This is a genomic window from Enterococcus sp. BWT-B8, from assembly GCF_020567625.1.
Lineage (GTDB): Bacteria > Bacillota > Bacilli > Lactobacillales > Enterococcaceae > Enterococcus_L.
The window spans coordinates 1-24,037 of record NZ_JAJDJV010000021.1; the positions used below are offsets into that span (position 1 = coordinate 1).

The window sequence follows — 24,037 nt, forward strand, 5'->3', positions numbered from 1 at the left end:
ATTAATGAAAAAGAAGTTTAACAATCCAACGACTCGTGTTATCGTATCTATTATTTTAGGAATTATTTTAGGAGTTTTCGTTTGCTTTATGGCAATTCGCTCTGGATATACTTATGTTAAAGGATCTTCTTTAACTGAATATAGTGTAAACATCTTTGGTTTTACTATTTTTGATATTCAAAAAGTGGGGAACGAATTTAAAGGAGCACCAAATAATAGTAATATGATGTTTATCGGGATTATATTTTCAATGGTGTTAGCCATCGTAACCGAAGTTGTTATAGCTTTGAAAAATAGAAAAAGGAAGGAGGATGACAAATGATTGATTTTGAGAAAAAAGGTTTTTTCAATATCCATACACTGTTAACAAAAGATGATGCAAACTTGTCAAATAATGATAATAAGCACATATATTCTCAAATGATGTTTGGAAGTACGACTTCTCCTATGTTGAGCTATTTGTTAAATTTGAATAAGCAAAATTTAAATGATTTTAAAAGTATTATGTTTTATAATGAATCTAATTTAGCTTCGTTAATTAATGAAGCTAAAAAAGCCGAAGAGTTGTTGGATAAAGATACTATTTATTTGTCTAAAACATCAAAAAAAATTAAAACTCAATTTTCTAAAGTTCTTGAAAAAAGACATAGTACAAGAGAGTTTGTATATGAAATGATGGATTTTGGAACTTTTTCTACTATTATCAAATTTTCTTTTGGCTTAGGAAGTCGGCAACTCGTGTATGATGATTTAATAGCTACAACTAGACATTATTCTTCAGGTGGTGGATTGTATCCAATAGATATTTACTTGTATATAAATAATGTTTCTGGTATTTCAAAAGGTATGTATAAGTATCAACCTTATTCCCACAGTCTGTATCCATTGGACATTGAGAATGTGGATTCAACTCATTTTTTTGTTGGAGACAACATTGACATTGTCAATATGAATTTTTGCGTCTTTTTTGAATACTCCGTAAACAAGAATTTTGTTAAATATGGTGAACTGTCATTGTTGAACACACTTGTAGAACTAGGAGGAATTTCTCATAATTTTGACTTGGTTTGCCAGTCCATGGATTTTACAAGTTGTCCAATAGCTGGATTCAATAAATCTGTTATTGAAAAGTTATTATACTTGGATGGGGTAAATGATCACATTGTATTTACCAATATTTGTGGGAAGGAATAGATGATATGAAAACGTATATAATTAAAAATGGAACAAAAATTGTAAGTAATGATAGTGAGTTTATATTAAAACGCGGTGTAATTCATAAGAGTGAGCTAGTTATTAATAAAGAAGATAGCTCAAACGACTTTGTTAAAGCGTTCCAAGAACTAATTGAAAAGAAAACTATTTCTATTACTCCGGAATATGCTATCTATGATGATTTTAAAACACTAACTAAATTTGGATTTTTAACAATTGCTAAAAAAGAATTGAAAAAGCCTTTAGTTATCGTTGAAGATGAACTTGTTGAAAAGGTGACAAGCTATTTTGGGCAATATTCCAAAGTAATTTCAGCGTCAGAGTTTTTAACTTCTAAGGAACTTGATCTGCTAAATGAAGATAAAAATATATTGAAATTGTCAATTATTATAGAACAAAAAAAATCAATATTAAAGGATTTTGAACATGTTTATTTAATCACAAGAATGCTTAATTTATCTCTTTTACGAGGATTTAACAAGCTGATGAAGCTAACTGAAACGATTAACACTATTACTTTTTTTGATAATGAGAATGTATTTGTCACATGTATAGAGCATGGTGAAACTGGTTGTTATGAGTGTTTAGAGCAACAACTAATGAGTCACTTTGAAGGCTTCGCAGATAATTATATCGAACAAAGAGATATGGATGTATCTTCCTCAGAATTACTTTTTGCATTATCGATAGTGAAAAAAGAATTTGATAATATTAATATATATGGGCAGTCCTCCCTATTGGGAAATACTATTCACTTTAACATGAACAATTATGAATATTCGTTTAATTCTAACAGAATCCAAAGCTGTTGTTCCAACTGTGTTACCTTTAATAATACGTTGTTTGAGGAGCAAAATATACGCTCGGTTAATGTATTAAAGGAGTTGATGACAAGTGATTGATATTCAAAATAACCTTTCATATAATGAATTACGATGGAAATTATTGAGTGGAAATGTAACAGGTATTTGGGATAAGAACAATTTTTTTCTAGGATCCAGTTCTTTTCCAATTATGAAATACCATTATTTGACTGCTAATTTTGTTAATTTTGAAAAATTCATTTCTAAAGATATGCCTAAAATAAGTTATCATTTAAGTGGATATGGTATTAATTTCAGCGAGACGTTGGTCAGTTTTTTAGGAGAGAGCGCTGAAAGGTATACGTATTCGTTATTGCCTACTATTATTAAAGATAAGGTTGTTTTCTGCTCATATAATAAGATGAAACATGAACAGGAAGGTGACTTAATATGTGAATTGAAATATATTAATTCTTATTACTCTCAATCGGAAACTGGTAATTATATTTTGTCTGATGATGCTATTCAATGGATTCCGATGAATTCACTTATATATCCCGACAAAAAAGTATGGATGCCATTACAACTTGTTATGATGTATACAGAGAGTCTATTCCCAAATGAAAAAAGATATATTACAAGTGCGGTATCAACAGGTACTGCTTGCCATGAAACAATGGAACAGAGTATTGAGAACTCTTTGATTGAATATTTACAAATTGATTCATTCAATATGTGGTGGTATGGAGGGTTTGAAGGAGAAAAGTTAAATATTAATATTAAAAAAAGCCTTTCTTTGTGGTTTAGAAAACAAATAGCAGTTAAAAATTTCTTATCAAAATTTAAAGTTACTTTTACTGATATTACTTTTGATAAATCGATTTTTGTTATTTTATGTGAAATAGAATCTAAGGATAAAGATGAGAAGATACCAAGATATACGGTAGGAGTTCAAGGTGGATATGCTCTATATAATTCTTTATATCGTTCTTTTATGGAATGTCTAACGGTTTTAGAATATAATATGAATGTTCCTTGGACGGATAAAGAGAAGTTTCTATCAATTACAGAGGAAACACAAATCATAGATAATTTGGATGATAATGTCATTTTCTATTCAAAATTTGGAAAACCAAAACTCAAAAATAATCCAGAACAAGCGGAACTAAAAGTAGAAAAAGCGACAAATTTAAAAGAACTGATGAGAGATTTATCTAGACTTAGTGAGTACGGTGCTTTTTTAGCAATTACTCCTTCAGAATTTAAGCATATGAATTTGGAAGTAAGTCGAGTTATTTTGCCAGAGTTATTATCTATACACCTTCCGTCTTATCCGCCATACTATCATACTAGATACAAAGAATTAGGAGGTGTGATTAACAATCTTCCACATCCAATTGCATGATTTATTATTTCTAATCACTTTATTTCCTGGAATGTTTCTTCTTTTGACTAAGAGGTTTCCGATTATTGGGAGGAAAAGTAATTTTTCTCAATACTTGATATGTCTTTTTTGTGTAATTATTATAAACGGCTTCTTTTTTCAAGGAAGCTTGCCTATTTTGATTTCGATAGTATTAGTATTGAGTACACCCTTTTTATTGTTTGCTTTAGAATATGCAATACTTGAAAAAAAAATCAATAAAATAATTTCTATATACAAAAAGAATAAAATTGTTGTTCAATCTGTTGTTCATTTTCCTATTTTAGAAGAAACAATATTTCGTTACTTTATTTATCAGTATTGCCTTCTTTTCGGGTATAATAGTCTCCAATATATTTTATTATCGACATTTGCCTTTGTGATTGCTCATATTTTTTATCAAGGAGCATCTTCAATTATAAAAAGTACTTTTTCTCTGGTTTTGAATTTAGCTTTCATTTTTACTTTAAATCTTTTTGTGACTATATCGATTCATATCATATTTAACTTTTTTGTTTACCTGATAAGGATTAGTTCGTATGATAAATACAAGAATTGGTAAATTGATCTATCTATTCCATTGAATAGTCTATAGAAGGAACAGTCTTAAACACTAATTTGTTATTTATTTGTGTAGGGTACATACTGGTGCTGAATTTTTTAAGAGAAGATTATAGGGAACAACAGAATAAAATTCCATGAAATTCATTAAATTTTTTTTGCTAGTAAAATAGTTGGTTTTGCTATTAAATCAATCATTTGAGACTGTATGAAAGTTGATAGCTATTAACCAGGTCTTAAGAAAGCTCGTAAAGCTTCACAATTCTCTAAGCGTTAATATCCTTGCTACAATGGAATTTTCAAGAGAGTGGGACAGAAATAAAATTCCAAACTCTCTTCGTATCTAAGCCCGAATAAACGGTGGTACAAAAGCAACTCCTTCGGAATTAAGCCGAACGATCCTGAAAATATGAGAAACTCCAGGGAGGTATCAATTCACAGCTATTCATTCTATGAATCGTGTTCCTTGACAATTTTCGGATATTCCTTCTTAATTCTCGGAGCTGATCGCTTTTTTATACGAAAACTAAAACCCAAAAAATGCAAAAAAAGACTACCTGCTGCTTAATGTGTGGTTAGTCAAATTTGGTCTAGAACACTTTAGCGGTTGTTTGTTAAGGTGTTCTTTCTATTTTGTAGATAATTTTCTCCAAGTTCTTGATAACGGGACGCATCGGAAAACATCCGATAAATGATTCGTAACATCAAATGTACGGTCGCTACAACCGCTTTTTTGTGTCCGGTATTCCTTCTTATCCGAAAGAAAAATGCCTGTATTCGATTGGGTTTCCCTTGGGAAACGGCCAATGCTCCTTGTGCTAACACTTTTTTTAGATAAGAATTGCCTTTACCTACACGTCTGCTGTAGGTTTTTCCAGCACTCTGATTATTACCCGGACTCACTCCTGCCCACGAAGCCAAATGTCCAGCTGTTGGAAAGACAGACAGATCTATCCCGATTTCTGCGAGCACAACTGCGGCTGTTCGCCGATTGATTCCCGGGAGTTCTTCTAACCGTTCCACATACTCTTCATAGGGAGTGAGATAGTCGTTGATTGTTTCTTCGACTTCTTGAATTTGTTTTTCTAAACACTCAATTTGTTTGAGATGAAGAGCGAGCATTTTTCGATAATGAACGGTCATGAACCCTTCTAAAGAATCCATCAACTGCGGTACTTTTCTGCGTAAAGTAGTATAGACACACTCGAGAATAAGTGTTTCTGTGATCTCTTTATTTTCAATTAAGGCATACAGAAGCGCTCGACCGGATTTGCCATAGACATCTTTAATAACAGAAGTCAGCTTTATTCCGGCACTTTGTAACACCATATGTCCACGATTTTTTTCTCGATTCAAGTCTTCAACTAAATGCTTCCGATAACGAGTAATATCTCGCAATTCTTGAATAGGCTCGGGTGGAACAAAGCTTGTGGGTACGACACCCAACCGAGTTAATCGAGCAATCCATTCGGCATCTTTCATATCCGTTTTTTTCCCTGGAATATTCTTGATGTGACGGGGATTCGCCAATTGCAGGTCAAAATGATTCTGTAAAATTCGCCACACACATTTCCAATAGACCCCTGTACTTTCCATACTGATATGTGTGACTTCGTAAGAAGATAACCAATCAGATAAATCCAATAAGCCGCGAGTTGTTGTTTCGAAACTGCCAAAGAATTTTTCCGGGCGTTTTTTTCCTTCAGCAGAACGAATCACACAGGCAACAATGACCTTTTGATGGATGTCTAATCCAGCACAACAAGAACGAAGTACATCTTCCATGTCCAATTCCCCCTTGAAAAAATGTACAGAAGGAGCTATTCTACTTATAGAAATAATTTATTTTTATACGCAGGTTCTATGACCTAATGATTGGTACACATCTTTTTGTGCGACGAGTAACCGCAGGAGCAGATGAGTAGAACGATCTAGTTTGTCCCTCAAGGTCAACTTGGAAAAGAACCTCAATAAGTGATCGACCTACAAGCCCTTCTGTCCTCTTTAGTATGACAGGAAATAGCGTGTAGGTCGATCATTTTTTTCTTTTCATTCTGTTTGGTGTGGGCGATAGCCCTCATGAGTGTTTGTCCCAACCTCTTTTTTAGATTCTCCACCTAATCCCCACAACTATTTTTGCTCTATATTTTCATAAATAAATTCGGCAGGTGTTTGAGGAACTACATCAGGATTATGTGTATAAATTTTTGTAGTACTAATATCTGTATGAGTAAGTGCTTTACTAAGTTCACTAATAGACATCCCTCCAATACTTGCTGGTGTTGTTGAAGTGTGGCGAAGCATATGTGGGCTGATATGAGTAAGTTCTGGATGTCTTGATTTAATTTTATTAATTCTATAGTTCAAAAAGTCAGTGTGTACACACACATTTATATTGCCCTTTCTATCGCAAGAAGTAAATAAATACTAATTAGGAGTTTGTTGGATATATAAAACCTGTAAAAGAATCGATGACATAGCGTAACTTACCAGACGTGTTACACTTAAAGTAAAAACGAGGTGCCTGCCATGAAATATCATCGTTATTCTGCAGAACAAATTGCCGAAATCGCCGACCAACTCGCTTATGTGAAAAACACTGTCCTACAACGGAAATATCAAGCGATTCATTTAAGTATGCAAGGCTATACAAGCCTTGCTGTTGCTGAGATGGTTGGCTGTTCAGCCAATACTGTCGGACAGTATATTCATCTTTATAAAACACAGGGACTTCTTGGGCTGGTTCCTAAAAAATCCACTGGGCGTCCTACTTTTATGACATCTGAACAAGGACACGCCCTCTATCAGGTGATTCAGAATCAATCTCCTCATGAAGTAGGATTTCCTGGTCGATACAATTGGACGGCTTCCCTTGCTTCTAGTTGGTTAAAACTTACCTATGGGGTTGAGTATGCCCAAAGTAGTATGCTCCAACAGTTACATCAACTTGGTCTGAGTTACTCAAGACCGAGCTACACGATGGCCAGTGCAGACAAAGAGAAACAAGCCTTGTTTATCAAACAGTTAGATGCTGAAAAAAAACTGCTAAATGGCGAGAGTGACCATTTACTTTTTGAAGATGAATCGACCATTAGAGACGATCAGGCTTTACTATCAACCTGGTTTCCTGTAAGCAAACAAAAATTAATTAAGACCTATGGGAAGCATTTTAGTGTGAAATTGACTGGTATTCTTAACTATGAAACGGGTGCAGTCTATGTCGAAGAAGGCCTTGCCTATGATGCAGAAGTTTTTTTAGCTTTTTTAGAAAAGGTACTCACCCTCTATCCAAAAGGGAAGATCGTTATGGTATTAGACAATGCTCGCGTTCATCATGCCAAACTTTTGGTCCCTTTTCTGAATGCCAATCCACGCTTACAGTTACTCTTTCTGCCACCCTATAGCCCAATTTTGAATCAGATTGAGGGGCTTTGGAAATGGTTGAAGGATTCATGCATTAATAATGTCTTTTTTTCAAAGTACTATCAGATAACACTAGCTGTCCGTTCATTTATTCAGTGGGTCAATACAGTTCCTACACAGGTGATCGATCGGTTATGCTTATAATCCAAATTCTTTTACAGGTTTTATATATTTAATTGTTTCAATTCTTCAAATTGTTTGTTTTTCCAAGAAATTAGTATTGATTTCAGCACTCTTGGCAGATTAATAATTGTTTTTTTCTACCTTTATTTTTTTTATCTGTTTTCATTTGTCAAATTAAGCTAGACAATTGTTCATCATTTAGGTAACTCAAAAATACTTCTAATGGTGTCTGATAGTTTAATGATTTTCTTGGTATGTGATTTCTTTTGGAAGCAACAGCTGAAACAAAGGCTTGGTCAACTTGATTAAAATCCATCGTTTTAGGAAGCCTATCTTTGCGCACTAAGCCGTTAGAATACTCATTCAATCCACGTTATGACAGTATTCCAGGATCTGCAAAATAGATCGAACTATCCTTGTTATTACTCATACCTTCCCAATGTGAGAACTCTTTTCCACAATCAAAGGGAATGGATTTAAATAAGTTCTTGGGAATATTTTGTAACCATTTAGTGGTCACTTTTTTGGTATCTACTGCTTTGCGACCGTCTGGTTTCAGCGTAATAATCACTTTTGACAGGCGCTCAACCAGCATGATGACAGCACTTTTATGATGAATACCAACAATTGTATCGCCTTCCAAATAACCAAATTCCCGGTTAAATTCAGGATAACCATTAATTCTTTCTGAAATAGTGCGTTTGAATGCTTGCTTTCCACGATACTCTTTATACCCGTTGGGCTTTCTTTTTCCCTTCATTGGTAATTTTGCGCAATCAAATGGATTGGCTTTGAACTTACGATAGCGTGTCCTGACAGAGCATGAAATAGGAAACGCTGCTCGGCCGATAATCACATCTGGGGTCCAACCTTGAGCAACTAGGGTTTGAATGTCCTTCTGTTGATCTGCCGCTAAAATAATTGGCTGTCTCCCACAACGTGTTTTATTTTCTTTGTACTGTTCGTAATAATCACTCGCCGTTTTTCCTAGTAAGAGGAACTTGTAGACGTTATAAATCGTCTGCCTAGAGCGTGTTAGTCTAGTAGCTACCTTCAGAACTGATTTTCCCTCGTGGTAATACGCTTCTATCATCACGAGTTCATTTGGTGTAAGATAGGTATAGGTCATTTGTTGTATAGCTTAATTTTACTATCGGCGTTATTAAAAGATCGAACGACGATTAATCCTTCCACTTACAAAATATGGTGCAGCTTCCGAGCACAAAAATTTCCTTATCTGACTGAGGCGATGATGCTTGATCGACTCGACCGCCCTTCGCTTTACCTATCAGGTGTTTCATGAATTGGCTGAAGCTTTCCGACAGAAAGATCACCACGCTTTCTTTGAACAACTACAGGCTCTTCCAACCGAACTGGACGAAGGGTTTCGGACAATAGTCCGCCATTTACTTGCCTACGAAGAAGGCATTCGTAACGCCATGATTTATCCTTATTCTAATGGAAAATTAGAAGCGATGAATACTCATATAAAAATATTGAAACGAGTCTCCTATGGGTTTAAATCCTTTCAAAATATGAAAATACGTATTTTTCTTATGAACGATTTGATAAAGATGACCGAACAAAAAAGTTGATTATTGAAAGTGTTTCACTCTCAATGATCCATATCCGTATTTCTCTCATCAATCCGATTTGACAATGAGCCGGGTTATACCCGTGGCGCAAACCACCTGTTGGATGGGTGGTTATAATTTAATAAAAAAGGTAAAATATAGGTATGAGAAAGAAATAGGGGGGATGTGTATAAAATAGGACGAATAAAGAAGAATATAGGAGTCCAATTGGTAAATAATAACTAAATAAAAAGTAAAAAAACAGCTGAGCAGATATTTAGTACATAGATGTCCCAGTAAAAGTCTTACTGTTTTTTTAGTGTGTTTTTAATTAATCAGCCGTATTTTTGTTTATAATAAAAGTGTATAGAAAAAATAGAATACTTGCTCAAGAATGCAGGCGATTTCTGTTTTTTAGAAGAAAATAAAGAAATTTTTTTACAATATATTAAAAAACATCTATTTCAAAGAGCAGGCATTGAAATAGATGAATCAATCAGTTGGATAAAAGGAAATCCTCTGCTAATGGAATGCCAATAATAAATGTGGTTCCGGTATCAGTATTTTTAACTTCTAACAGCCAGTCATTTTTCTTGATAATAGAAGAAACAATAAAGAGTCCCAGACCTGTGCCGTCAGTACCTGTTTTAGTGGTGAAAAATGGTGTAAACATTTTTTCTTCAATTTCTTTAGGAATGCCAGGTCCATTGTCTATTACATTGATTTGAGCAAACTGCTTTTCACGATAAGCCAGCGAGTGGTTTTGGAAATTTTCCAACTGTGTTCCTGATGCCATTGAAAGCTGAACTTCAATTAATGCATTTGCCATCTGCGCTTGGTAAGCGTTAGTAATAAGGTTATATAAAATAACTTGAAGATCGTTTTTTTCAAAAAATGAATTTCCTGCCGGCTTAGCATTATAAAGGAGTGTAACGGATTTTGGTACAAGAATTTTCATGGTTTCAATCGCTTCTAAAACAACCTTATCAATAGAATAGACTCCTTTAGCTGCCGTACTTGATTTGGTAAAGCGCAGAACATTTGCCGATAGCTTTTGACCTTTTTCAGCTGCTTGGTAGACTTCACTTAGCTCTGTAATAAGTGTATTATTTGATTGGTATTCTTCGATTAATAGTTGAAGATTTCCAATCATTGGAGTAAGGAAATTGTTCATATCATGGACAATGGTAGTCGTTAAAAGCCCCACAGTTTCTAATTTTGATTTTTGCAGCATATTTTTTTCTAACTCATGCCTTTCCTTTAGAAATTCTTGGCGTTCGACAAGCTGAAGGTTTTCTAAGTAGATCTTATTTTGCCGGTTGTAATTACTGAAGCTTACACCTAAAAGAATGACAATGGCTAATAGAATCGCCAGTAATCCCAAAATGATCAAATTTTCCTGAAGCACCATGCCATTGCGTTCGTAAAAATCAGACGAGCTGGCGACAATCCATCTGGCTTCTCCAATAGTAATCCATTCATAGGCAGATATTTTCAGTACTTTTTTCGGATCAGCTTTTGTCCACCAGTAGGAGCTATAACTCAGTGTTCCTTTTTCATTGGCAAGCTGCACTTTTTCTAAGTCCTCTAAATCTGAGTAATCAAGATCAGGGAATTTTTTTCGCCGGTCTTCAACAATATCCAAACCAATTTGCTCTGTTGAAGGGTGCATGATCACTTTCATTTCTTCATTTTTGATCATTGTATACCCGTTTTGATTTTCAGTTGTATCAATTTCCTGCTGGTACAGCTCTTCTAAATTGATGGGTAAGACTAGAATTGATTGAAGCACCTGATTTTTATCATAGACAGGTCGATAGAGATTGACATAGGATGTATTTTTAATAAAATAAGCTTCGCCATTTTGCTTGATACTTCCTTGGATTGCTTCTTGGTAAAGTGGATCTTTATCTACATAAATTGTTGTAATTTTTTCATTTGTAAACTGGTCTGAATGTATATCTCTGCTGGAAAGAAGTGTTCCTTCAGGAGAGATCAAAAATAAGCCAGCCGCAGCAGAAGTTTTATAAAGAAGATTCTTTTGGACTTGAGGATCATCAATCAGCTCATGGTAGTTGGTTTCATTAAAAATATTTGAGGCATAATCTTCCAAGGCTAAGGTATATGCTTTGATTTCCAGCCTTAATATTTTAATCGCAGAGTCATTGATTTTAGCCAGCTGGTTTTCTCCCATTTCCAGGGCATGTTTTTGTGTTTGCCGATAACTATTTGCAGTAATCAGTATGCCAAGGATAGTTAAACAAATGACAAAGGTAATCCCTAGACTTAGTAGTTTATTTGATGGTTTATTCATAAGGCAGAGCTCCCTTTAAAAATAGATAAAACATGAAGGAGGAAAGAACGTGAGAAACGAAAAGATTCTTGTTGTCGATGATGATCCGGCGATTCGACGACTAATCTGGAAGTCATTACAATCTACTGGGATATTAATTTATCAAAGTGATTCAGTTGAAAAAACGGTAGACATTATGACCAGAGTAAAATTTGATTTATATTTATTAGATATCTGTTTAGAATATGAAAATGACGGGTATCATCTTGCTCAAATTATTCGAGAAGAAAATCCGCTTGTGCCAATCATTTTTCTTAGCGGGAAGAAAAATGAAGAAGATATTATTGCTGGTCTGGAAATGGGCGCTGATTATTATATGACCAAACCTTTTTTACCGAGCTTATTAAAAGCCCAAGTCATTGCCACACTTGATCGAGGACAAGTACTTAAAGAGCATCGTAGTCAATCCAGGGAAAGTAAAATTGTCGTCGGTGATTTTTGCTTTGATAAAGCACGTTATCAGCTATTTAAAAGAGACGAGCAGATCAAGCTTTCATCAAAAGAAATAAAATTAATGCAGTTTTTTATGGAAAACCCTGATCAGGTCTTTTCAAAAGAACAAATTTATCACAGCGTTTGGGATGACAGTGAGCTGGACGCAAATACAGTCATGGTCTTTATCAATCATTTAAGAAACAAAATTGAAGACGACCCTAAAAATGCGCGATATATCAAAACCGTTTGGGGTTTAGGATACACGTTTTTGCCACATGGGAATTAAAGCAGTCCTTCCAACTGTGCAAAGTAAATCCCCAAGGCTAAAAGATCCGCAGAACCGCCAGGGCTTAAATGTCTCTGAGTTAATAGCATATCATATTGACGGAGTTCATCAAGTAGTTCTTTATTATCAAGAGCTGCTTGATGAATTTTTTTACTCTCTGCCTTTACCGTTTTCCAGGCTTCAAAGCCGCCTCGATGCAATAAATTGCTATCTTCAATTTCGCTCATTAAGAAAATAAGGGCACGTAATAAAGTTTCTTCAAGAGTTGGTGTTTCCAGTTTTCGCAGGTAGGGAAGAAGTTTTTGAGACAGGCTTGGATAACCGGCTGCCGCTTCTCCTCGAATTCCTGTTATTCCGTAGGTCAGATACAATTTTTCTCCATAGGTTAGTGAAGGTTTGCTTTCTAAATCAACAAAATCTTCTAAAACTAAGTGTTGTGTCATTTGACTGGATAAAGCTAAAATTGCTTCACTATCTTTTGCTGACAACGGTAAACGAAAGTTTTCTTTATTTTGAAGATAAAAGCCTGTTGCACCTAAAATTACAGCAAAGGAAAAATTTGCGCCCTTATGAGTATTTACGTTGTTTGTTGCCTGTAGCATCTTCTCCTCAGCAGAAGCGCCTGTTTTTCTAAGTTTTTTAAATAATGCGGCAGGCTCCCCTTGGTGGGAAATCCCTATAGCTACATACTGTTCCAGGAAAGGCCGAAGACTTACAATGCTGTCCATAAATGTAAAGACATCCATATCTGTATGGGCTCCGGTAGTTAAAGGATCAACTAAGCCGGGTTTTGGACTTAAGGTTACTTCATAAAGCAGAGCTTTCTGGGCATAATCTGCAAGATGCTGGGGAAAAAAGGCATTAATCAATTTTTCTGCGCTCCATTTCTGCCAAGATGAACTGCAAGGAGCGATCTAAGTGTTCATGTGTAATTAAGGTAATTTGTTCCACATTTTTTGTTTTCATGCCTCGATAAATAAGCCAGTGTTCTTCAAGCGCTTTGTCTCGTCGTTTGGAGGAACGAATGGCGATATCCCGAAAATAGACGAGATAGGCTTGAAGGTCCAGAACGATGGACTTCAGACGAAGCATTTGGCTTTTTTCGTAGATGAACGCATTAAAATCAGAAAAATTTTGTAAGAGCAGTTCTATTTCATCAGCTTTGTTGTAAGCTTCACCTTGTTCCAACAATTCTTTTAACTTTTCAAAATCTTGTTCGGTCATTTGGTTCATGGCTTTGATTGTAGCCAGTCTGTCCAGTGATTTGCGAATGTCATAAATTTCATAGGCATCTTTTATCCGAATCCCTTTTGCGACGACGCCAACTTTGGGAACATGTTCAACAAGCTTTTCTGTTACTAATTGCCTCATAGCCAAACGAATGGGGGTTCTGCTGATATTTAGTTCTTCTGCAAAAACTTTTTCATTAATCCGAGTATCCGCAGGGATGTCGCCTAGAATAATCGTTTTTCGGAAAGCCTCATAGATTAAAACATTTAATGTTTTATTTTGTGTTAAATCTAAATTCTTACGTACAGCTTCAACAACGTTACTCATTTTTTTCTCCTCATTTCTCATAGTGCAACTGAAATATATACCAGTATAAGAGATTTTGCAAGGGTTTTCAGAAGACACTCATTTAATGTTAATAAAATAGGGACGAGACCGTAAATACGACCCGTCCCATAAAATGCGGTATTGATTATTGTGGAATGAAAAGCGGCATATGACCTAATAGAATAATCGTTACGATGAAGATAATGAAAATTCCTAATGCATATTTTGCAGATTCTTTTTGCCATTGCCCCATATCCAGTCCAGTCAAGCGTAGAAGTAAATAAATGAACGCAACTAGAGGACTTAGTAAATGGAAAGCTTGTCCCATTAGTGAAGCAAGGGCCATTTGCATATCTGTAAATCCATAAGCCTGACCTGCTTCAGCCAGTACAGGGAGAACACCGAAGTAGAAGCCGTCATTTGAGATAAAGAAGGTACCCGGCGCAGAGATGAGTGCAATAACCAAGCCCCAGAACCCAGCCAACTGTTTAGGAATAATTTGAGTGAAGCTGTTTGCTAAAGCTTCAGCCATTCCTGAACCTTGGAATAAGCCCATGAATACACCTGCTGCGAATACTAAGATAACTACTTGAACAGCATCCCCGCCATTTGCCCCAATTCGTGAAGACTGATCTTTTAGAATAGGGTAGTTTACCATTAATGCAATACAAGTTCCGACTAAGAATAACAGCAGCGGAGGAAGAGCAATTGAGTCAATAAATGAGCTGGCAACCAGCCAGGCAATTAAACCAATTGTTAAGATACTATTGAAAATGAAGTTTTTTGGACGGCGAATTTCTAATGTTTCAGGATCTGTGACCGTTGTCATTTCTTCAATTTCTTCATCAGTTAATTCAGTGATTCCCAAGCGTGCACGCTCTTGTTTACCCATACGGCGAGCAACGAAGAAGATAACGTATAAAATAGAGATGATCATTCCTGGAGCTAAGTAGGTAAGGATATCTGCATCAACGTTTAAAACGGCCATAGCTCGTGCAGTCGGTCCTCCCCAAGGAAGCAAGTTCATGATCGTATTTTGTAAAATAATCAAAACACCAAGGTTCATCATTTTCATGTTTAATTTTTTATAAATAGGAATGAATGCAGAACAACAGATTAAAGTAGTCGTAGTTCCGTCACCGTTTAATGAAACTGTAGCAGCTACAATAGCTGTAGCCATTAAGACCTTCATTGGGTCCCCTTTGGCAAAGTGAATCATTTTCTTTGTAATTGGATCAAACAAGCCTGCATCCAGCATAATAGAGAAATATAAGATGGCAAACAGCAACATGATCCCCGTATTAGAAGTTGTTTTGATTCCTTCTATTACAAAATCTCCGATATTTCCTTCCTTTGATACGCCTGCGACCATTGCAACTAAGGTGAATACTAAGGGAATCACAACCAAAGAAGTAAATGGTGACATTTTCTTTTTCATGATTACAAACATGAAGATAATAATCATGGCATAAGATAAAATCGTTAATAACATTTTTTTCTTCCTTTCTACAAATCAATTAATAAGTTCCGTTATTGTAAGCGGTGTCAATCGTGATCAATAAAAAAGCCAATTGCTGTAAATCTTTAAATTGAGAGACTGTTGATTTAACTCCGCCCGACGAATATAGAATAAGCAATATTGTGTGTTTAAGATAGATCGTTTTTGAAAAAAGAACAGGAAAAAAACAATTTGGTCTAGTTAATCTTAGGGAATGCTTAACAATATATTAAAAAAGTCTTAACAACCTTGGAACGTTGATTTAAAGCTGTTTGTTGGCGTTTTCTTGTTTTTTTGTCAAAATATGAACAGAAAAAAAACAATAATCTTTCATTTTGAACTACCGAATTGGTCCATTATTACTATAATGTGAATGAGAACGAAAAAATTGAAAGGAGTAACTGCATGGGGATATTTGCACGATTGTTTCATAGAGAGCAACAACCTCCTGAATTACCAACATCGGTTTCTGAAACAACTATCAAAGAAGTGGAAGAATGGGAAGCGGTTCCCCCATATATAGAAGCAAGTGCGGAAGATTATGAGTTGGTGAGTTTGATTGTGACAGCTATTGCTACAGGAGATCAGCCGGAGAGTCAATTTGTTGTTAAGAAGATCCTACAACGGAACCCGGAAGCAAAGCTTGTCTCCTTAATCGCCACAAGCATTGCAGCGGGAACGAATGAGAGTAGTCAATTTGTTATCCGAAAAATTGTAAAAAAATAGAACCTTTGGAGGAAAAATGATGTTACGAAAATTTAAAATTTCAATTGATGGAAAAGAGTACTTGGTAGAAATGGAAGAAATTGGAGGGGTACCTCAACCGACAGCACCTGCTCAAGCAGCTCCGGCAGCACCAACACCAGCGGCACCGGCTCCAGCTGAAGAAGCGGCACCGGCTGTTCAAACAACACAAGCAGGAGCAGATGCGATGCCATCACCTATGCCTGGAACTATTTTGAAAATTTTGGTAAATGTTGGTGATACTGTTCAAGAAAATCAGCCCCTTATGATTTTAGAGGCAATGAAGATGGAAAATGAAATCGTAGCAGGCAAAGCAGGAACCGTTACAGGGATTCATGTGAGTCAAGGAGATATGGTTAACCCAGGTGAATCTCTAATTACCATTCACTGAGAAAGACAGCTTGAAATAAATTTATTTTAAAAGAGGAAGTGACGTTAGTGGAAACACTTATTGAAGGGTTTTTAGGAATGGGTCAAGAGCCAGGACGAATTGTCATGATGGTAATTGGCGGTGTTCTGATGTATTTAGGAATTAAAAAAGAATATGAACCAACGCTTTTGGTTCCTATGGGATTGGGAACGATTTTAGTCAACTTTCCAAACTCTGGTGTATTAAGTGCTGGAGGAGAGGCAGGTCCTTTTCAAGTATTATTTGACATGGGTATCTCAACAGAACTATTCCCACTGCTCTTATTCATCGGTATTGGTGCAATGATTGATTTTGGTCCATTATTGCAAAATCCATTTTTACTATTATTTGGTGCAGCAGCACAGTTTGGAATTTTCTTTACGATTATTGTTGCGGTCTTATTAGGCTTTGAGTTAAATGATGCTGCGTCAATCGGTATTATCGGTGCGGCTGACGGACCGACTTCTATTTTTGTAGCGAATACATTGAATTCAAAATACATGGGTGCAATTATGGTGGCGGCATACTCATACATGGCGCTGGTACCTATTATTCAGCCAGTAGCTATTAAAGCTGTGACAACCAAAAAAGAACGTCGTATTCGTATGAGTTATCGTGCTGGAGAAGTTTCACAAACTGCAAAAATTTTATTCCCAATCGTGATTTCTGTTGTGGCAGGACTTATTGCGCCAGTCTCACTTCCACTAGTAGGCTTTTTGATGTTTGGAAATCTATTAAGGGAATGTGGCGTGTTGGAACGGTTATCAATTACTGCCCAAAATGAGCTGGTTAATATCATTAGTATCTTACTAGGACTATCTATTTCTGTAAAAATGCAATACGAAGAATTTTTACAAGTAGATACATTGATGGTTATTGGCTTAGGTTTAGTGGCATTTATTATGGATTCTGTAGGTGGCGTACTATTTGCAAAACTGCTGAACCTGTTTAGAAAAGAAAAAATCAATCCAATGATTGGTGCTGCAGGGATTTCAGCGTTCCCAATGTCCAGCCGAGTGATTCAAAAAATGGCAACAGATGAAGATCCGCAGAATTTTATTCTAATGCACGCAGCAGGAGCGAATGTATCTGGACAGATTGCATCAGTAATTGCAGGCGGCTTGTTACTTGCGTTACTTGTTTAAGAAAGGAGAGTCAGTATGTCAGCAGATTTAGCGAAAGCACTTGAATTGCTTGTATTGGGCTGGGGTGGCGTGTTCGGAGTTATTCTAATTATCTACCTTGCATCTATGTTATTAAGTAAGCTATTTCCGATTAAGAAATAAGAAGAGGTTTTTTATGTACGTAATAAAAAGACTATGGCTAAAAAAAGATAAAAAGACCTATGAACAATGGGCAAACCTGATGAATAAAGCGAATTTGAATAAAGATGAAGAACTTGACTATACTGTTGGAATTTATATAGATGATACATTAGCGGCTACAGGTTCTTATTATCACAATATTCTAAAGTGTCTAGTTGTTTGCAAAGACTATCAGGAAGAAAACCTGTTAACTGAAATCGTTCAGCATCTCATTAACCGCTTATCAGAAGAAGGAGAGCATCATTATTTCGTTTATACGAAACCAAGTAATAAACCTGTCTTTCGTTCGTTGGGCTTTCAAACCATTATCGAAACTGCCGATATTCTTTTTATGGAACAAGGATTCCCTGATTTCCAGAGCTATCTTTTGATGTTAAAAAAACATAAGAAGACTGGTTCTGGAAGCGGGATCGTTATGAATGCAAATCCTTTTACAAAAGGGCATCAGTATCTTATCGAAATGGCTTCAAAGCAGAGTAATCAAGTATATGTGTTTGTTCTGTCAGAAGATCGGTCAGAATTTTCATCTCAAGACCGATTAGAGATGGTCAAGCAAGGCGTTGCACATTTAACGAACGTTACCGTTTTGCCAACAAATGATTATCTAGTTTCTTCGGCTACCTTTCCCTCTTATTTTTTAAAGGATGATGCGGTAGAAAGTGTTGCAAGAATGCAGGCAGCAGTTGATGCTCAGCTGTTTAAAGAAAAGATTGCTCCTGTATTAGATATTCAAACACGGTTTGTTGGAGAAGAACCTTATTCAAAAGTGACGGATATTTATAATCAGTCGATGAAAGCTGTTTTTGATGGTTCTTTGGAGTTAGTTGTTCTACCAAGACTGAGTGTCAATGGAGAGATCATTAGTGCAACAAAAGTGAGAGAAGCTTTGCATACTCATGACAGCAAACGATTAATTGAATTTTTACCACCACCAACCGATAGCTATATAAAAAAACAAAAAAATACTAGAGGTGAAAGAACGTGAAAATTACCCAAAGTGCAATGGCAGGAACTGTTGAATCCAGCGATATTATGATTACAGTTGAGCCGATTGAAGAAAAAGAGATTCAAATTTCTTTGGAGAGCAGTGTGGAAAAACAATTTGGGCAACAAATCAGAAACGTAATCAAAGAAACCATAAAAAAACTAGGTGTTGAAGCTGTTCGCGTGACTGCTGTGGATAAAGGGGCGTTAGATTGCAGTATTCAAGCACGAACAATCACAGCAATTTATCGTGCAGCACAAAAAGACACTTATGATTGGAAGGAAATTGACTCATGGAACGCTTAAGAAGAACAATGATGTTTGTACCTGGCGCAAATGCAGCAATGTTAAGAGATGCTCCGCTTTATGGAGCTGATTCAATTATGTTTGATTTGGAAGATGCGGTGTCTTTAAAGGAAAAAGATTCAGCACGTATATTGGTTCATTTTGCTTTGAAAACGTTTAATTATGAGAATGTAGAAACCGTTGTACGTATTAATGGATTGGACGCAGGCGGTGCACAAGATGTTGAAGCAATGGTTTTAGCTGGTGTAGATGTTATTCGCTTACCGAAAACTGAAACAGCACAGGACATTGTCGATGTAGCAGAGGTTATTACTGCTGTAGAAGAAGCAAATCAGATTCCAGTTGGAACAACCAAGATGATGGCAGCTATTGAATCAGCAGAGGGGGTATTGAATGCCCGGGAAATTGCCAAAGCTTCTAATCGGTTGATTGGTATTGCTTTAGGGGCGGAAGATTATGTAACAAACATGAAAACAAGACGTTATCCAGATGGACAGGAGCTTTCTTTTGCCCGTAATATGATTCTTCATTCTGCAAGAGCAGCAGGAATCGCAGCAATTGATACAGTATATTCTGATGTCGATAATGTAGAAGGCTTTCAGGCAGAAGTTCAACGCATTAAACAATTGGGCTTTGATGGTAAATCAGTCATTAACCCGCGTCAAATCCCTTTAGTAAATGCGATTTATACACCAACAGAAAAAGAAATTCAAAATGCCAAAGAAGTTATTTGGGGGATTCGTGAAGCAGAAGCCAAAGGTTCAGGTGTCATTTCTGTTAATGGGAAAATGGTGGATAAACCAATCGTTGAGCGGGCACAACGAGTAATTGCTTTAGCAAAAGCTGCGAAACTGATTACTGGGGAGGATATTTAGTCATGGTTATGAATAAAGTAGGTAAAGAAATCCCTCAAGTATACGCCGATCAATATGGTGTTTTTGAAGGAGAATTAGCACATATTGCTGAGTATAACGAAGCCAGTCGCAAAATTAAGCCTGTTCGACCAAGAGATTCAAAGCTTTTAGGAAGTATTCGCGAAGCAATTGAAAAAACAGGTTTAAAAGATGGAATGACTATTTCTTTCCACCACCATTTTCGTGAGGGAGATTTTGTCATGAATATGGTTTTAGAAGAAATTGCCAATATGGGTATTAAAAATCTTTCCATTGCACCAAGTTCTATTGCCAATGTCCATGAACCGTTAATTAATCATATCAAAAATGGTGTGGTTACAAATATTACTTCAAGTGGTTTACGTGATAAAGTCGGTGCTGCTATTTCTGAAGGGATTATGGAAAATCCTGTTGTTATCCGTTCGCACGGAGGACGGGCACGTGCTATTGCAGCAGGGGATATTCATATTGATGTTGCTTTCTTAGGGGCTCCTAGTTCAGATGCTTATGGAAATTCAAATGGTACTGTTGGTAAAGCGACATGTGGTTCTTTAGGATATGCGATGATTGACGCAAAATATGCAAATCAAGTCGTAATTATTACCGACACACTTGTTCCATTTCCGAATACACCGATTAGTATTCCTCAGACAGATGTTGATTATATCGTTGAAGTTGAAGCCATTGGTGATCCAAGTGGGATTGCCAATGGAGCTACTCGATTTACAAAAAATCCTAAAGAGCTGCTAATTGCGGAATATGCGGCAAAAGTGATCACCAGCTCTCCTTATTACCAACAAGGGTTTTCGTTCCAAACAGGGACAGGCGGCGCAGCATTGGCAGTTTCAAGATTTTTACGTGATGCGATGATTAAAGATGACGTTACAGCGAGTTTTGCGCTAGGTGGAATTACAAATGCGATGGTGGAATTGTTGGAAGAAGGACTCGTTGAAAAAATTATCGATGTGCAGGATTTCGATCATCCATCTGCAATATCGCTGGGGGAAAACAGCAATCACTATGAAATTGATGCGAATATGTATGCTTCTCCTTTGAGTAAGGGAGCTGTAATTAATCAATTAGATACAGCTATTTTGTCTGCACTGGAAATCGATACCAATTATAATGTCAATGTAATGACAGGGTCAGATGGGGTTATTCGTGGTGCTTCTGGCGGTCATTCCGATACTAGTATGGCATGTAAGATGAGCTTGGTCATTTCTCCGCTGGTTCGTGGTAGAATACCGACAATTGTTGATACGGTGAATACAGTGGTAACGCCTGGAACGAGTATTGATGTTGTTGTTACTGAGGTGGGGATTGCGATTCATCCAAATCGTCAGGATTTGATTGACCATTTCAAAGAGCTGGATGTTCCTCAGTACACGATTGAAGAGCTGAAAGAAAAAGCGTACAGCATTGTTGGAACACCCGAAGCGATTCAATATGGAGAGAAAGTCGTTGCACTGATTGAATATCGAGACGGCACATTGATTGATGTTGTAAAAAATGTATAGCTCCTTATTCGATGGACCGGAGATTTCCTTAATGGAAGCATTGGATGCGAAAGAGAGGCGTGTGCATGTACAAAAAGAATTGTTGATCTCTGATCCGCAATACACACTTTTATCTGCAACAATGAATATTCCCGGATCTGTCAAAACGTCAATAGAATTGGAAAAAGCATTTAAACAGGTCACAGACGAGGTTGAGATATGTGTTTCAGATGTGGTTACTCTTGTTAATGTGTATCGTAATGAAAAAACCGGGTATGAATATTTTTTATTGGTGCCGCTGACAAAAGAAGAACTAAAAAAACGAATGATTAAATTAGAGGAAACCCATCCATATGGGCGTTTAGTGGATTTGGATGTTTTGTGGCTGGATAATGGTGAGATCAAAAATATTAGCCGTGAACAGTTGGGGTATCCTAAACGAAAATGTTTTCTTTGTGAAAAAGATGCAAAAGTTTGTGGCCGCTCACGCACGCACTCGGTGGAAGAGCTGCACAAAAAAATTCATGAGTTAATTGAAGAAGGAAGGATACAAGCAAATGACTAAAAAAATTCATTTTATGGAAACAGTCTTGCGTGATGGGCAACAAAGCTTAATTGCTACGCGAATGCCTACCTCAGACATGTTGCCAATAATCAAAACGATGGATGAAGCGGGCTACCATTCATTAGAAATGTGGGGCGGAGCGACGTTTGATTCTTGTATTCGTTTCTTAAATGAAGACCCTTGGGAACGTCTGCGCCAAATTCGTGCAGAAGTGAAACAAACAAAATTACAAATGCTGCTCCGTGGACAAAATCTGCTGGGGTACAAAAATTATTCAGATGATGTGGTCAGAGAATTTGTTGAAAAATCGATTAAAAATGGGATTGATATTATTCGTGTCTTTGATGCGCTCAATGATACACGTAATCTAAAAACATCGATTATCACAGCAAAAGAAGCAGGAGGGCATTGTCAAACGGCTATTTCTTATACAACAAGTGAAATTCATACGGTTGATTATTTTGTAGAATTGGCTAAAGAAATGGCTGATACTGGTGCGGATTCAATTTGTATTAAGGATATGGCTGGGGTTCTTACTCCTCAAACTGGCTACGAGCTAGTCAGCCGTATCAAAGATACTGTTGATTTACCGTTAGAAGTGCATACACATGCGACAAGCGGCATCTCAGAAATGACTTATTTGAAAGTTGCCGAGGCTGGGGCAGATGTGATTGATACAGCAATTTCATCTTTTGCTGGCGGCACAAGTCAGCCTGCTACAGAGTCTGTTGCCATTGCACTGGAAGAAATGGGTTACGATACGGGATTAAATATGAAGAAGATAGCAGAAATAGCAGAGTATTTTAACCCAATTCGTGATCGTTTTCGTGAAGAGGGGATATTGAATCCTAAAGTGAAAGACGTAGAACCAAAAACATTGATTTATCAAGTGCCTGGTGGTATGTTGTCCAATCTATTGAGTCAGTTAACTGAACAAGGCTTGCAGGATAAGTATGATGAAGTATTGGCGGAAGTGCCAAAAGTTCGAGCAGACCTTGGATTTCCTCCTTTAGTCACACCGTTATCTCAAATGGTTGGTACACAGGCGTTGATGAATGTTATTTCTGGTGAACGCTACAAGCTGGTACCGACTGAAATTAAAGATTACGTTCGTGGTTTATATGGACGTCCTCCAGCACCTATTTCAGCTGAAATTCAAGAAACAATCATTGGCAATGAGGAAGTAATCACTGAACGTCCAGCTGACTTGATTGCACCTCAACTGCCTGGGTTCAGAGAAGAAATTAAAGCATATGCAAAATCTGAAGAAGATGTTTTAATGTATGCACTCTTCCCCCAACAAGCGAAAGATTTCTTAGGTCGGCGTGAAGATCTGTTTTATGATGTACCAATCCAAACGGTTGAAGTGAAAATTGATCTGTTTTAAAAAGAGGAGGTTGTGACAGAAGTGTTCAGCTCCGAGAATTAAGCTGGATAATTTGAAAATAGCTTCTCATATTTTTGAGATCATTCAGTTTAATTCCGAGAGAGCTGCTTCTGTGTCTACGGTTCTCACTACACTTCGTTTCGATCTCATCAATTTCTAAACGGCAGAGCCACTAAGAATTGAAGGACTTCGTTCCGATCCTCGAAGCATGGAGGGGCTTTGCTCCTACGCTTCTTCGAATGCTCGTCGCATGTCTGGGGGGCATGTAGGAACTTGCTCCTACGGTTTCTTCGAATGCTCGTCGCATGTCTGGGGGGCATGTAGGAACTTGCTCCTACGGTTTCTTCGAATGCTCGTCGCATGTCTGGGGGGCATGTATGAACTTGCTTCTACGCTTCTTCGAATGCTCGAATCATACAAAGACTGGAACACCGTTTATTCGGTTTTAAGGGACTAGTACAAACTTATGTCACAGCCCCTTGAATAATGTAAAAAAAAATAGTAAGAATCCTCTCGTTTATAGGCGCAACAGAGCTTATAAACGAAGGGATTTTGGCTCTTTGTCAAATCGGACTGATAATATCACCAATGAACATCGGAAGAAGGAATCGAACTCCTTCTCCGGTGTTTTTTATTTGTATTGAATAAGGCCGTTGAGTAAGAAAATTCGGGTACGC

General features: G+C 36.8%; 23 protein-coding genes and 2 pseudogenes. 18 read left to right on the forward strand and 7 right to left on the reverse strand.

Going from position 1 to position 24,037, the window contains the following annotated elements; translation table 11 throughout:
- From LI951_RS14370 to LI951_RS15195, 5 genes are all read left to right on the forward strand, one after another.
- Positions 1-322 (forward strand): DUF5963 family protein (locus LI951_RS14370; protein ID WP_324254796.1); only part of this gene is annotated, 322 nt, incomplete at its 5' end.
- The gene (locus LI951_RS14375) at positions 319-1,194 is read left to right on the forward strand and encodes a SagB/ThcOx family dehydrogenase (protein WP_229442719.1); all 876 of its coding nucleotides are present in this window, start codon (positions 319-321) and stop codon (positions 1,192-1,194) included. The genes LI951_RS14370 and LI951_RS14375, both read left to right, overlap by 4 nt.
- Before the next feature lie 5 nt (positions 1,195-1,199).
- Entirely contained in the window at positions 1,200-2,117 is a 918-nt protein-coding gene (locus LI951_RS14380) for a bacteriocin biosynthesis cyclodehydratase (protein ID WP_229442720.1), read from the forward strand.
- Complete coding sequence (locus tag LI951_RS14385; RefSeq protein ID WP_229442721.1) at positions 2,110-3,423, forward strand: YcaO-like family protein; 1,314 nt, start codon at positions 2,110-2,112, stop codon at positions 3,421-3,423. Before LI951_RS14380 ends, LI951_RS14385 begins: the two co-directional genes overlap by 8 nt.
- A 31-nt stretch (positions 3,424-3,454) precedes the next feature.
- Complete coding sequence (locus LI951_RS15195) at positions 3,455-4,003, forward strand: CPBP family intramembrane glutamic endopeptidase (protein WP_267491763.1); 549 nt, start codon at positions 3,455-3,457, stop codon at positions 4,001-4,003.
- A 599-nt stretch (positions 4,004-4,602) separates the two neighbouring features.
- Here the strand turns inward: LI951_RS15195 and LI951_RS14390 are convergent.
- Together LI951_RS14390 and LI951_RS14395 are read right to left on the reverse strand one after the other, a co-directional pair.
- Complete coding sequence (locus LI951_RS14390; protein WP_229442722.1) at positions 4,603-5,787, reverse strand: IS110 family transposase; 1,185 nt, start codon at positions 5,785-5,787, stop codon at positions 4,603-4,605.
- A gap of 345 nt (positions 5,788-6,132) precedes the next feature.
- A complete protein-coding gene (locus tag LI951_RS14395) occupies positions 6,133-6,390 on the reverse strand; it encodes a tyrosine-type recombinase/integrase (RefSeq protein ID WP_324254797.1) in 258 nt (85 codons plus the stop codon).
- 141 nt (positions 6,391-6,531) lie between these two features.
- Here LI951_RS14395 and LI951_RS14400 point away from each other — a divergent pair, with 141 nt between their 5' ends.
- The gene (locus LI951_RS14400) at positions 6,532-7,569 is read left to right on the forward strand and encodes an IS630 family transposase (protein ID WP_229442723.1); all 1,038 of its coding nucleotides are present in this window, start codon (positions 6,532-6,534) and stop codon (positions 7,567-7,569) included.
- A 148-nt stretch (positions 7,570-7,717) separates the two neighbouring features.
- On the opposite strand, the pseudogene LI951_RS14405 reads toward LI951_RS14400, so the two are convergent.
- A pseudogene (locus LI951_RS14405) lies at positions 7,718-8,677 on the reverse strand (IS30 family transposase).
- Between the two features lie 30 nt (positions 8,678-8,707).
- Between LI951_RS14405 and LI951_RS14410 the strand changes: the two are divergent.
- Positions 8,708-9,143, forward strand: a pseudogene (locus tag LI951_RS14410) (transposase); the annotation flags it as partial.
- A 475-nt stretch (positions 9,144-9,618) separates the two neighbouring features.
- On the opposite strand, the gene LI951_RS14415 reads toward LI951_RS14410, so the two are convergent.
- On the reverse strand, positions 9,619-11,436 hold the full coding sequence (locus LI951_RS14415) for a cache domain-containing protein (RefSeq protein WP_202069255.1): 1,818 nt from the start codon (positions 11,434-11,436) through the stop codon (positions 9,619-9,621).
- 49 nt (positions 11,437-11,485) lie between these two features.
- Here LI951_RS14415 and LI951_RS14420 point away from each other — a divergent pair, with 49 nt between their 5' ends.
- Complete coding sequence (locus LI951_RS14420; RefSeq protein ID WP_202069256.1) at positions 11,486-12,196, forward strand: response regulator transcription factor; 711 nt, start codon at positions 11,486-11,488, stop codon at positions 12,194-12,196.
- Here LI951_RS14420 and citG read toward each other — a convergent pair.
- From citG to LI951_RS14435, 3 genes are all read right to left on the reverse strand, one after another.
- Positions 12,193-13,062, reverse strand: coding sequence for a triphosphoribosyl-dephospho-CoA synthase CitG (gene citG / locus LI951_RS14425; protein ID WP_420705945.1), 870 nt, complete (start codon positions 13,060-13,062; stop codon positions 12,193-12,195). The two genes, LI951_RS14420 and citG, sit on opposite strands and share 4 nt — an antisense overlap.
- Positions 13,058-13,753, reverse strand: coding sequence for a GntR family transcriptional regulator (locus LI951_RS14430; protein WP_202069257.1), 696 nt, complete (start codon positions 13,751-13,753; stop codon positions 13,058-13,060). Before LI951_RS14430 ends, citG begins: the two co-directional genes overlap by 5 nt.
- A gap of 145 nt (positions 13,754-13,898) precedes the next feature.
- Positions 13,899-15,245, reverse strand: a complete 1,347-nt coding sequence (locus LI951_RS14435) for a CitMHS family transporter (protein WP_202069258.1) — start codon at positions 15,243-15,245, stop codon at positions 13,899-13,901.
- A gap of 411 nt (positions 15,246-15,656) precedes the next feature.
- Here LI951_RS14435 and LI951_RS14440 point away from each other — a divergent pair, with 411 nt between their 5' ends.
- The 10 genes from LI951_RS14440 to LI951_RS14480 are packed head-to-tail and all read left to right on the forward strand — an operon-like array spanning position 15,657 to position 23,360.
- On the forward strand, positions 15,657-15,977 hold the full coding sequence (locus LI951_RS14440) for a hypothetical protein (protein WP_229442725.1): 321 nt from the start codon (positions 15,657-15,659) through the stop codon (positions 15,975-15,977).
- 19 nt (positions 15,978-15,996) lie between these two features.
- Positions 15,997-16,386, forward strand: coding sequence for an acetyl-CoA carboxylase biotin carboxyl carrier protein subunit (locus tag LI951_RS14445; RefSeq protein WP_229442726.1), 390 nt, complete (start codon positions 15,997-15,999; stop codon positions 16,384-16,386).
- Between the two features lie 47 nt (positions 16,387-16,433).
- Positions 16,434-17,549, forward strand: coding sequence for a sodium ion-translocating decarboxylase subunit beta (locus LI951_RS14450; RefSeq protein ID WP_229442727.1), 1,116 nt, complete (start codon positions 16,434-16,436; stop codon positions 17,547-17,549).
- Positions 17,550-17,564: 15 nt separating this feature from the next.
- Positions 17,565-17,690: an OadG-related small transporter subunit gene (locus tag LI951_RS15200; RefSeq protein ID WP_267491487.1), complete on the forward strand. Its 126-nt coding sequence runs from the start codon at positions 17,565-17,567 to the stop codon at positions 17,688-17,690.
- 13 nt (positions 17,691-17,703) lie between these two features.
- On the forward strand, positions 17,704-18,714 hold the full coding sequence (citC, locus tag LI951_RS14455) for a [citrate (pro-3S)-lyase] ligase (protein WP_202069263.1): 1,011 nt from the start codon (positions 17,704-17,706) through the stop codon (positions 18,712-18,714).
- Complete coding sequence (citD, locus tag LI951_RS14460) at positions 18,711-19,019, forward strand: citrate lyase acyl carrier protein (protein WP_229442728.1); 309 nt, start codon at positions 18,711-18,713, stop codon at positions 19,017-19,019. Before citC ends, citD begins: the two co-directional genes overlap by 4 nt.
- Positions 19,007-19,894, forward strand: coding sequence for a citrate (pro-3S)-lyase subunit beta (citE, locus tag LI951_RS14465; RefSeq protein WP_229442729.1), 888 nt, complete (start codon positions 19,007-19,009; stop codon positions 19,892-19,894). Before citD ends, citE begins: the two co-directional genes overlap by 13 nt.
- Before the next feature lie 2 nt (positions 19,895-19,896).
- Positions 19,897-21,429, forward strand: a complete 1,533-nt coding sequence (gene citF, locus LI951_RS14470; RefSeq protein ID WP_229442730.1) for a citrate lyase subunit alpha — start codon at positions 19,897-19,899, stop codon at positions 21,427-21,429.
- Positions 21,422-21,973 (forward strand): citrate lyase holo-[acyl-carrier protein] synthase, encoded by a 552-nt coding sequence (gene citX, locus LI951_RS14475; RefSeq protein WP_202069269.1) that lies wholly within the window; start codon positions 21,422-21,424, stop codon positions 21,971-21,973. The genes citF and citX overlap by 8 nt, the downstream gene beginning before the upstream one ends.
- A complete protein-coding gene (locus tag LI951_RS14480) occupies positions 21,966-23,360 on the forward strand; it encodes an oxaloacetate decarboxylase subunit alpha (protein ID WP_229442731.1) in 1,395 nt (464 codons plus the stop codon). The genes citX and LI951_RS14480 overlap by 8 nt, the downstream gene beginning before the upstream one ends.
- Positions 23,361-24,037 lie beyond the last annotated feature (677 nt).

Coding starts and splice junctions, on each gene's coding strand:
- LI951_RS14440 (WP_229442725.1), top strand. CDS start 15,657: ATGGGGATATTTGCACGATTGTTTCATAGAGAGCAACAACCTCCTGAA.
- LI951_RS14400 (WP_229442723.1), top strand. CDS start 6,532: ATGAAATATCATCGTTATTCTGCAGAACAAATTGCCGAAATCGCCGAC.
- citC (WP_202069263.1), top strand. CDS start 17,704: ATGTACGTAATAAAAAGACTATGGCTAAAAAAAGATAAAAAGACCTAT.
- LI951_RS14430 (WP_202069257.1), bottom strand. CDS start 13,753: ATGAGTAACGTTGTTGAAGCTGTACGTAAGAATTTAGATTTAACACAA.
- LI951_RS14415 (WP_202069255.1), bottom strand. CDS start 11,436: ATGAATAAACCATCAAATAAACTACTAAGTCTAGGGATTACCTTTGTC.
- LI951_RS14435 (WP_202069258.1), bottom strand. CDS start 15,245: ATGTTATTAACGATTTTATCTTATGCCATGATTATTATCTTCATGTTT.
- citX (WP_202069269.1), top strand. CDS start 21,422: ATGTATAGCTCCTTATTCGATGGACCGGAGATTTCCTTAATGGAAGCA.
- LI951_RS14390 (WP_229442722.1), bottom strand. CDS start 5,787: ATGGAAGATGTACTTCGTTCTTGTTGTGCTGGATTAGACATCCATCAA.
- citE (WP_229442729.1), top strand. CDS start 19,007: ATGGAACGCTTAAGAAGAACAATGATGTTTGTACCTGGCGCAAATGCA.
- LI951_RS14445 (WP_229442726.1), top strand. CDS start 15,997: ATGTTACGAAAATTTAAAATTTCAATTGATGGAAAAGAGTACTTGGTA.
- LI951_RS15200 (WP_267491487.1), top strand. CDS start 17,565: ATGTCAGCAGATTTAGCGAAAGCACTTGAATTGCTTGTATTGGGCTGG.
- LI951_RS15195 (WP_267491763.1), top strand. CDS start 3,455: ATGTTTCTTCTTTTGACTAAGAGGTTTCCGATTATTGGGAGGAAAAGT.
- citF (WP_229442730.1), top strand. CDS start 19,897: ATGGTTATGAATAAAGTAGGTAAAGAAATCCCTCAAGTATACGCCGAT.
- LI951_RS14380 (WP_229442720.1), top strand. CDS start 1,200: ATGAAAACGTATATAATTAAAAATGGAACAAAAATTGTAAGTAATGAT.
- LI951_RS14480 (WP_229442731.1), top strand. CDS start 21,966: ATGACTAAAAAAATTCATTTTATGGAAACAGTCTTGCGTGATGGGCAA.
- LI951_RS14375 (WP_229442719.1), top strand. CDS start 319: ATGATTGATTTTGAGAAAAAAGGTTTTTTCAATATCCATACACTGTTA.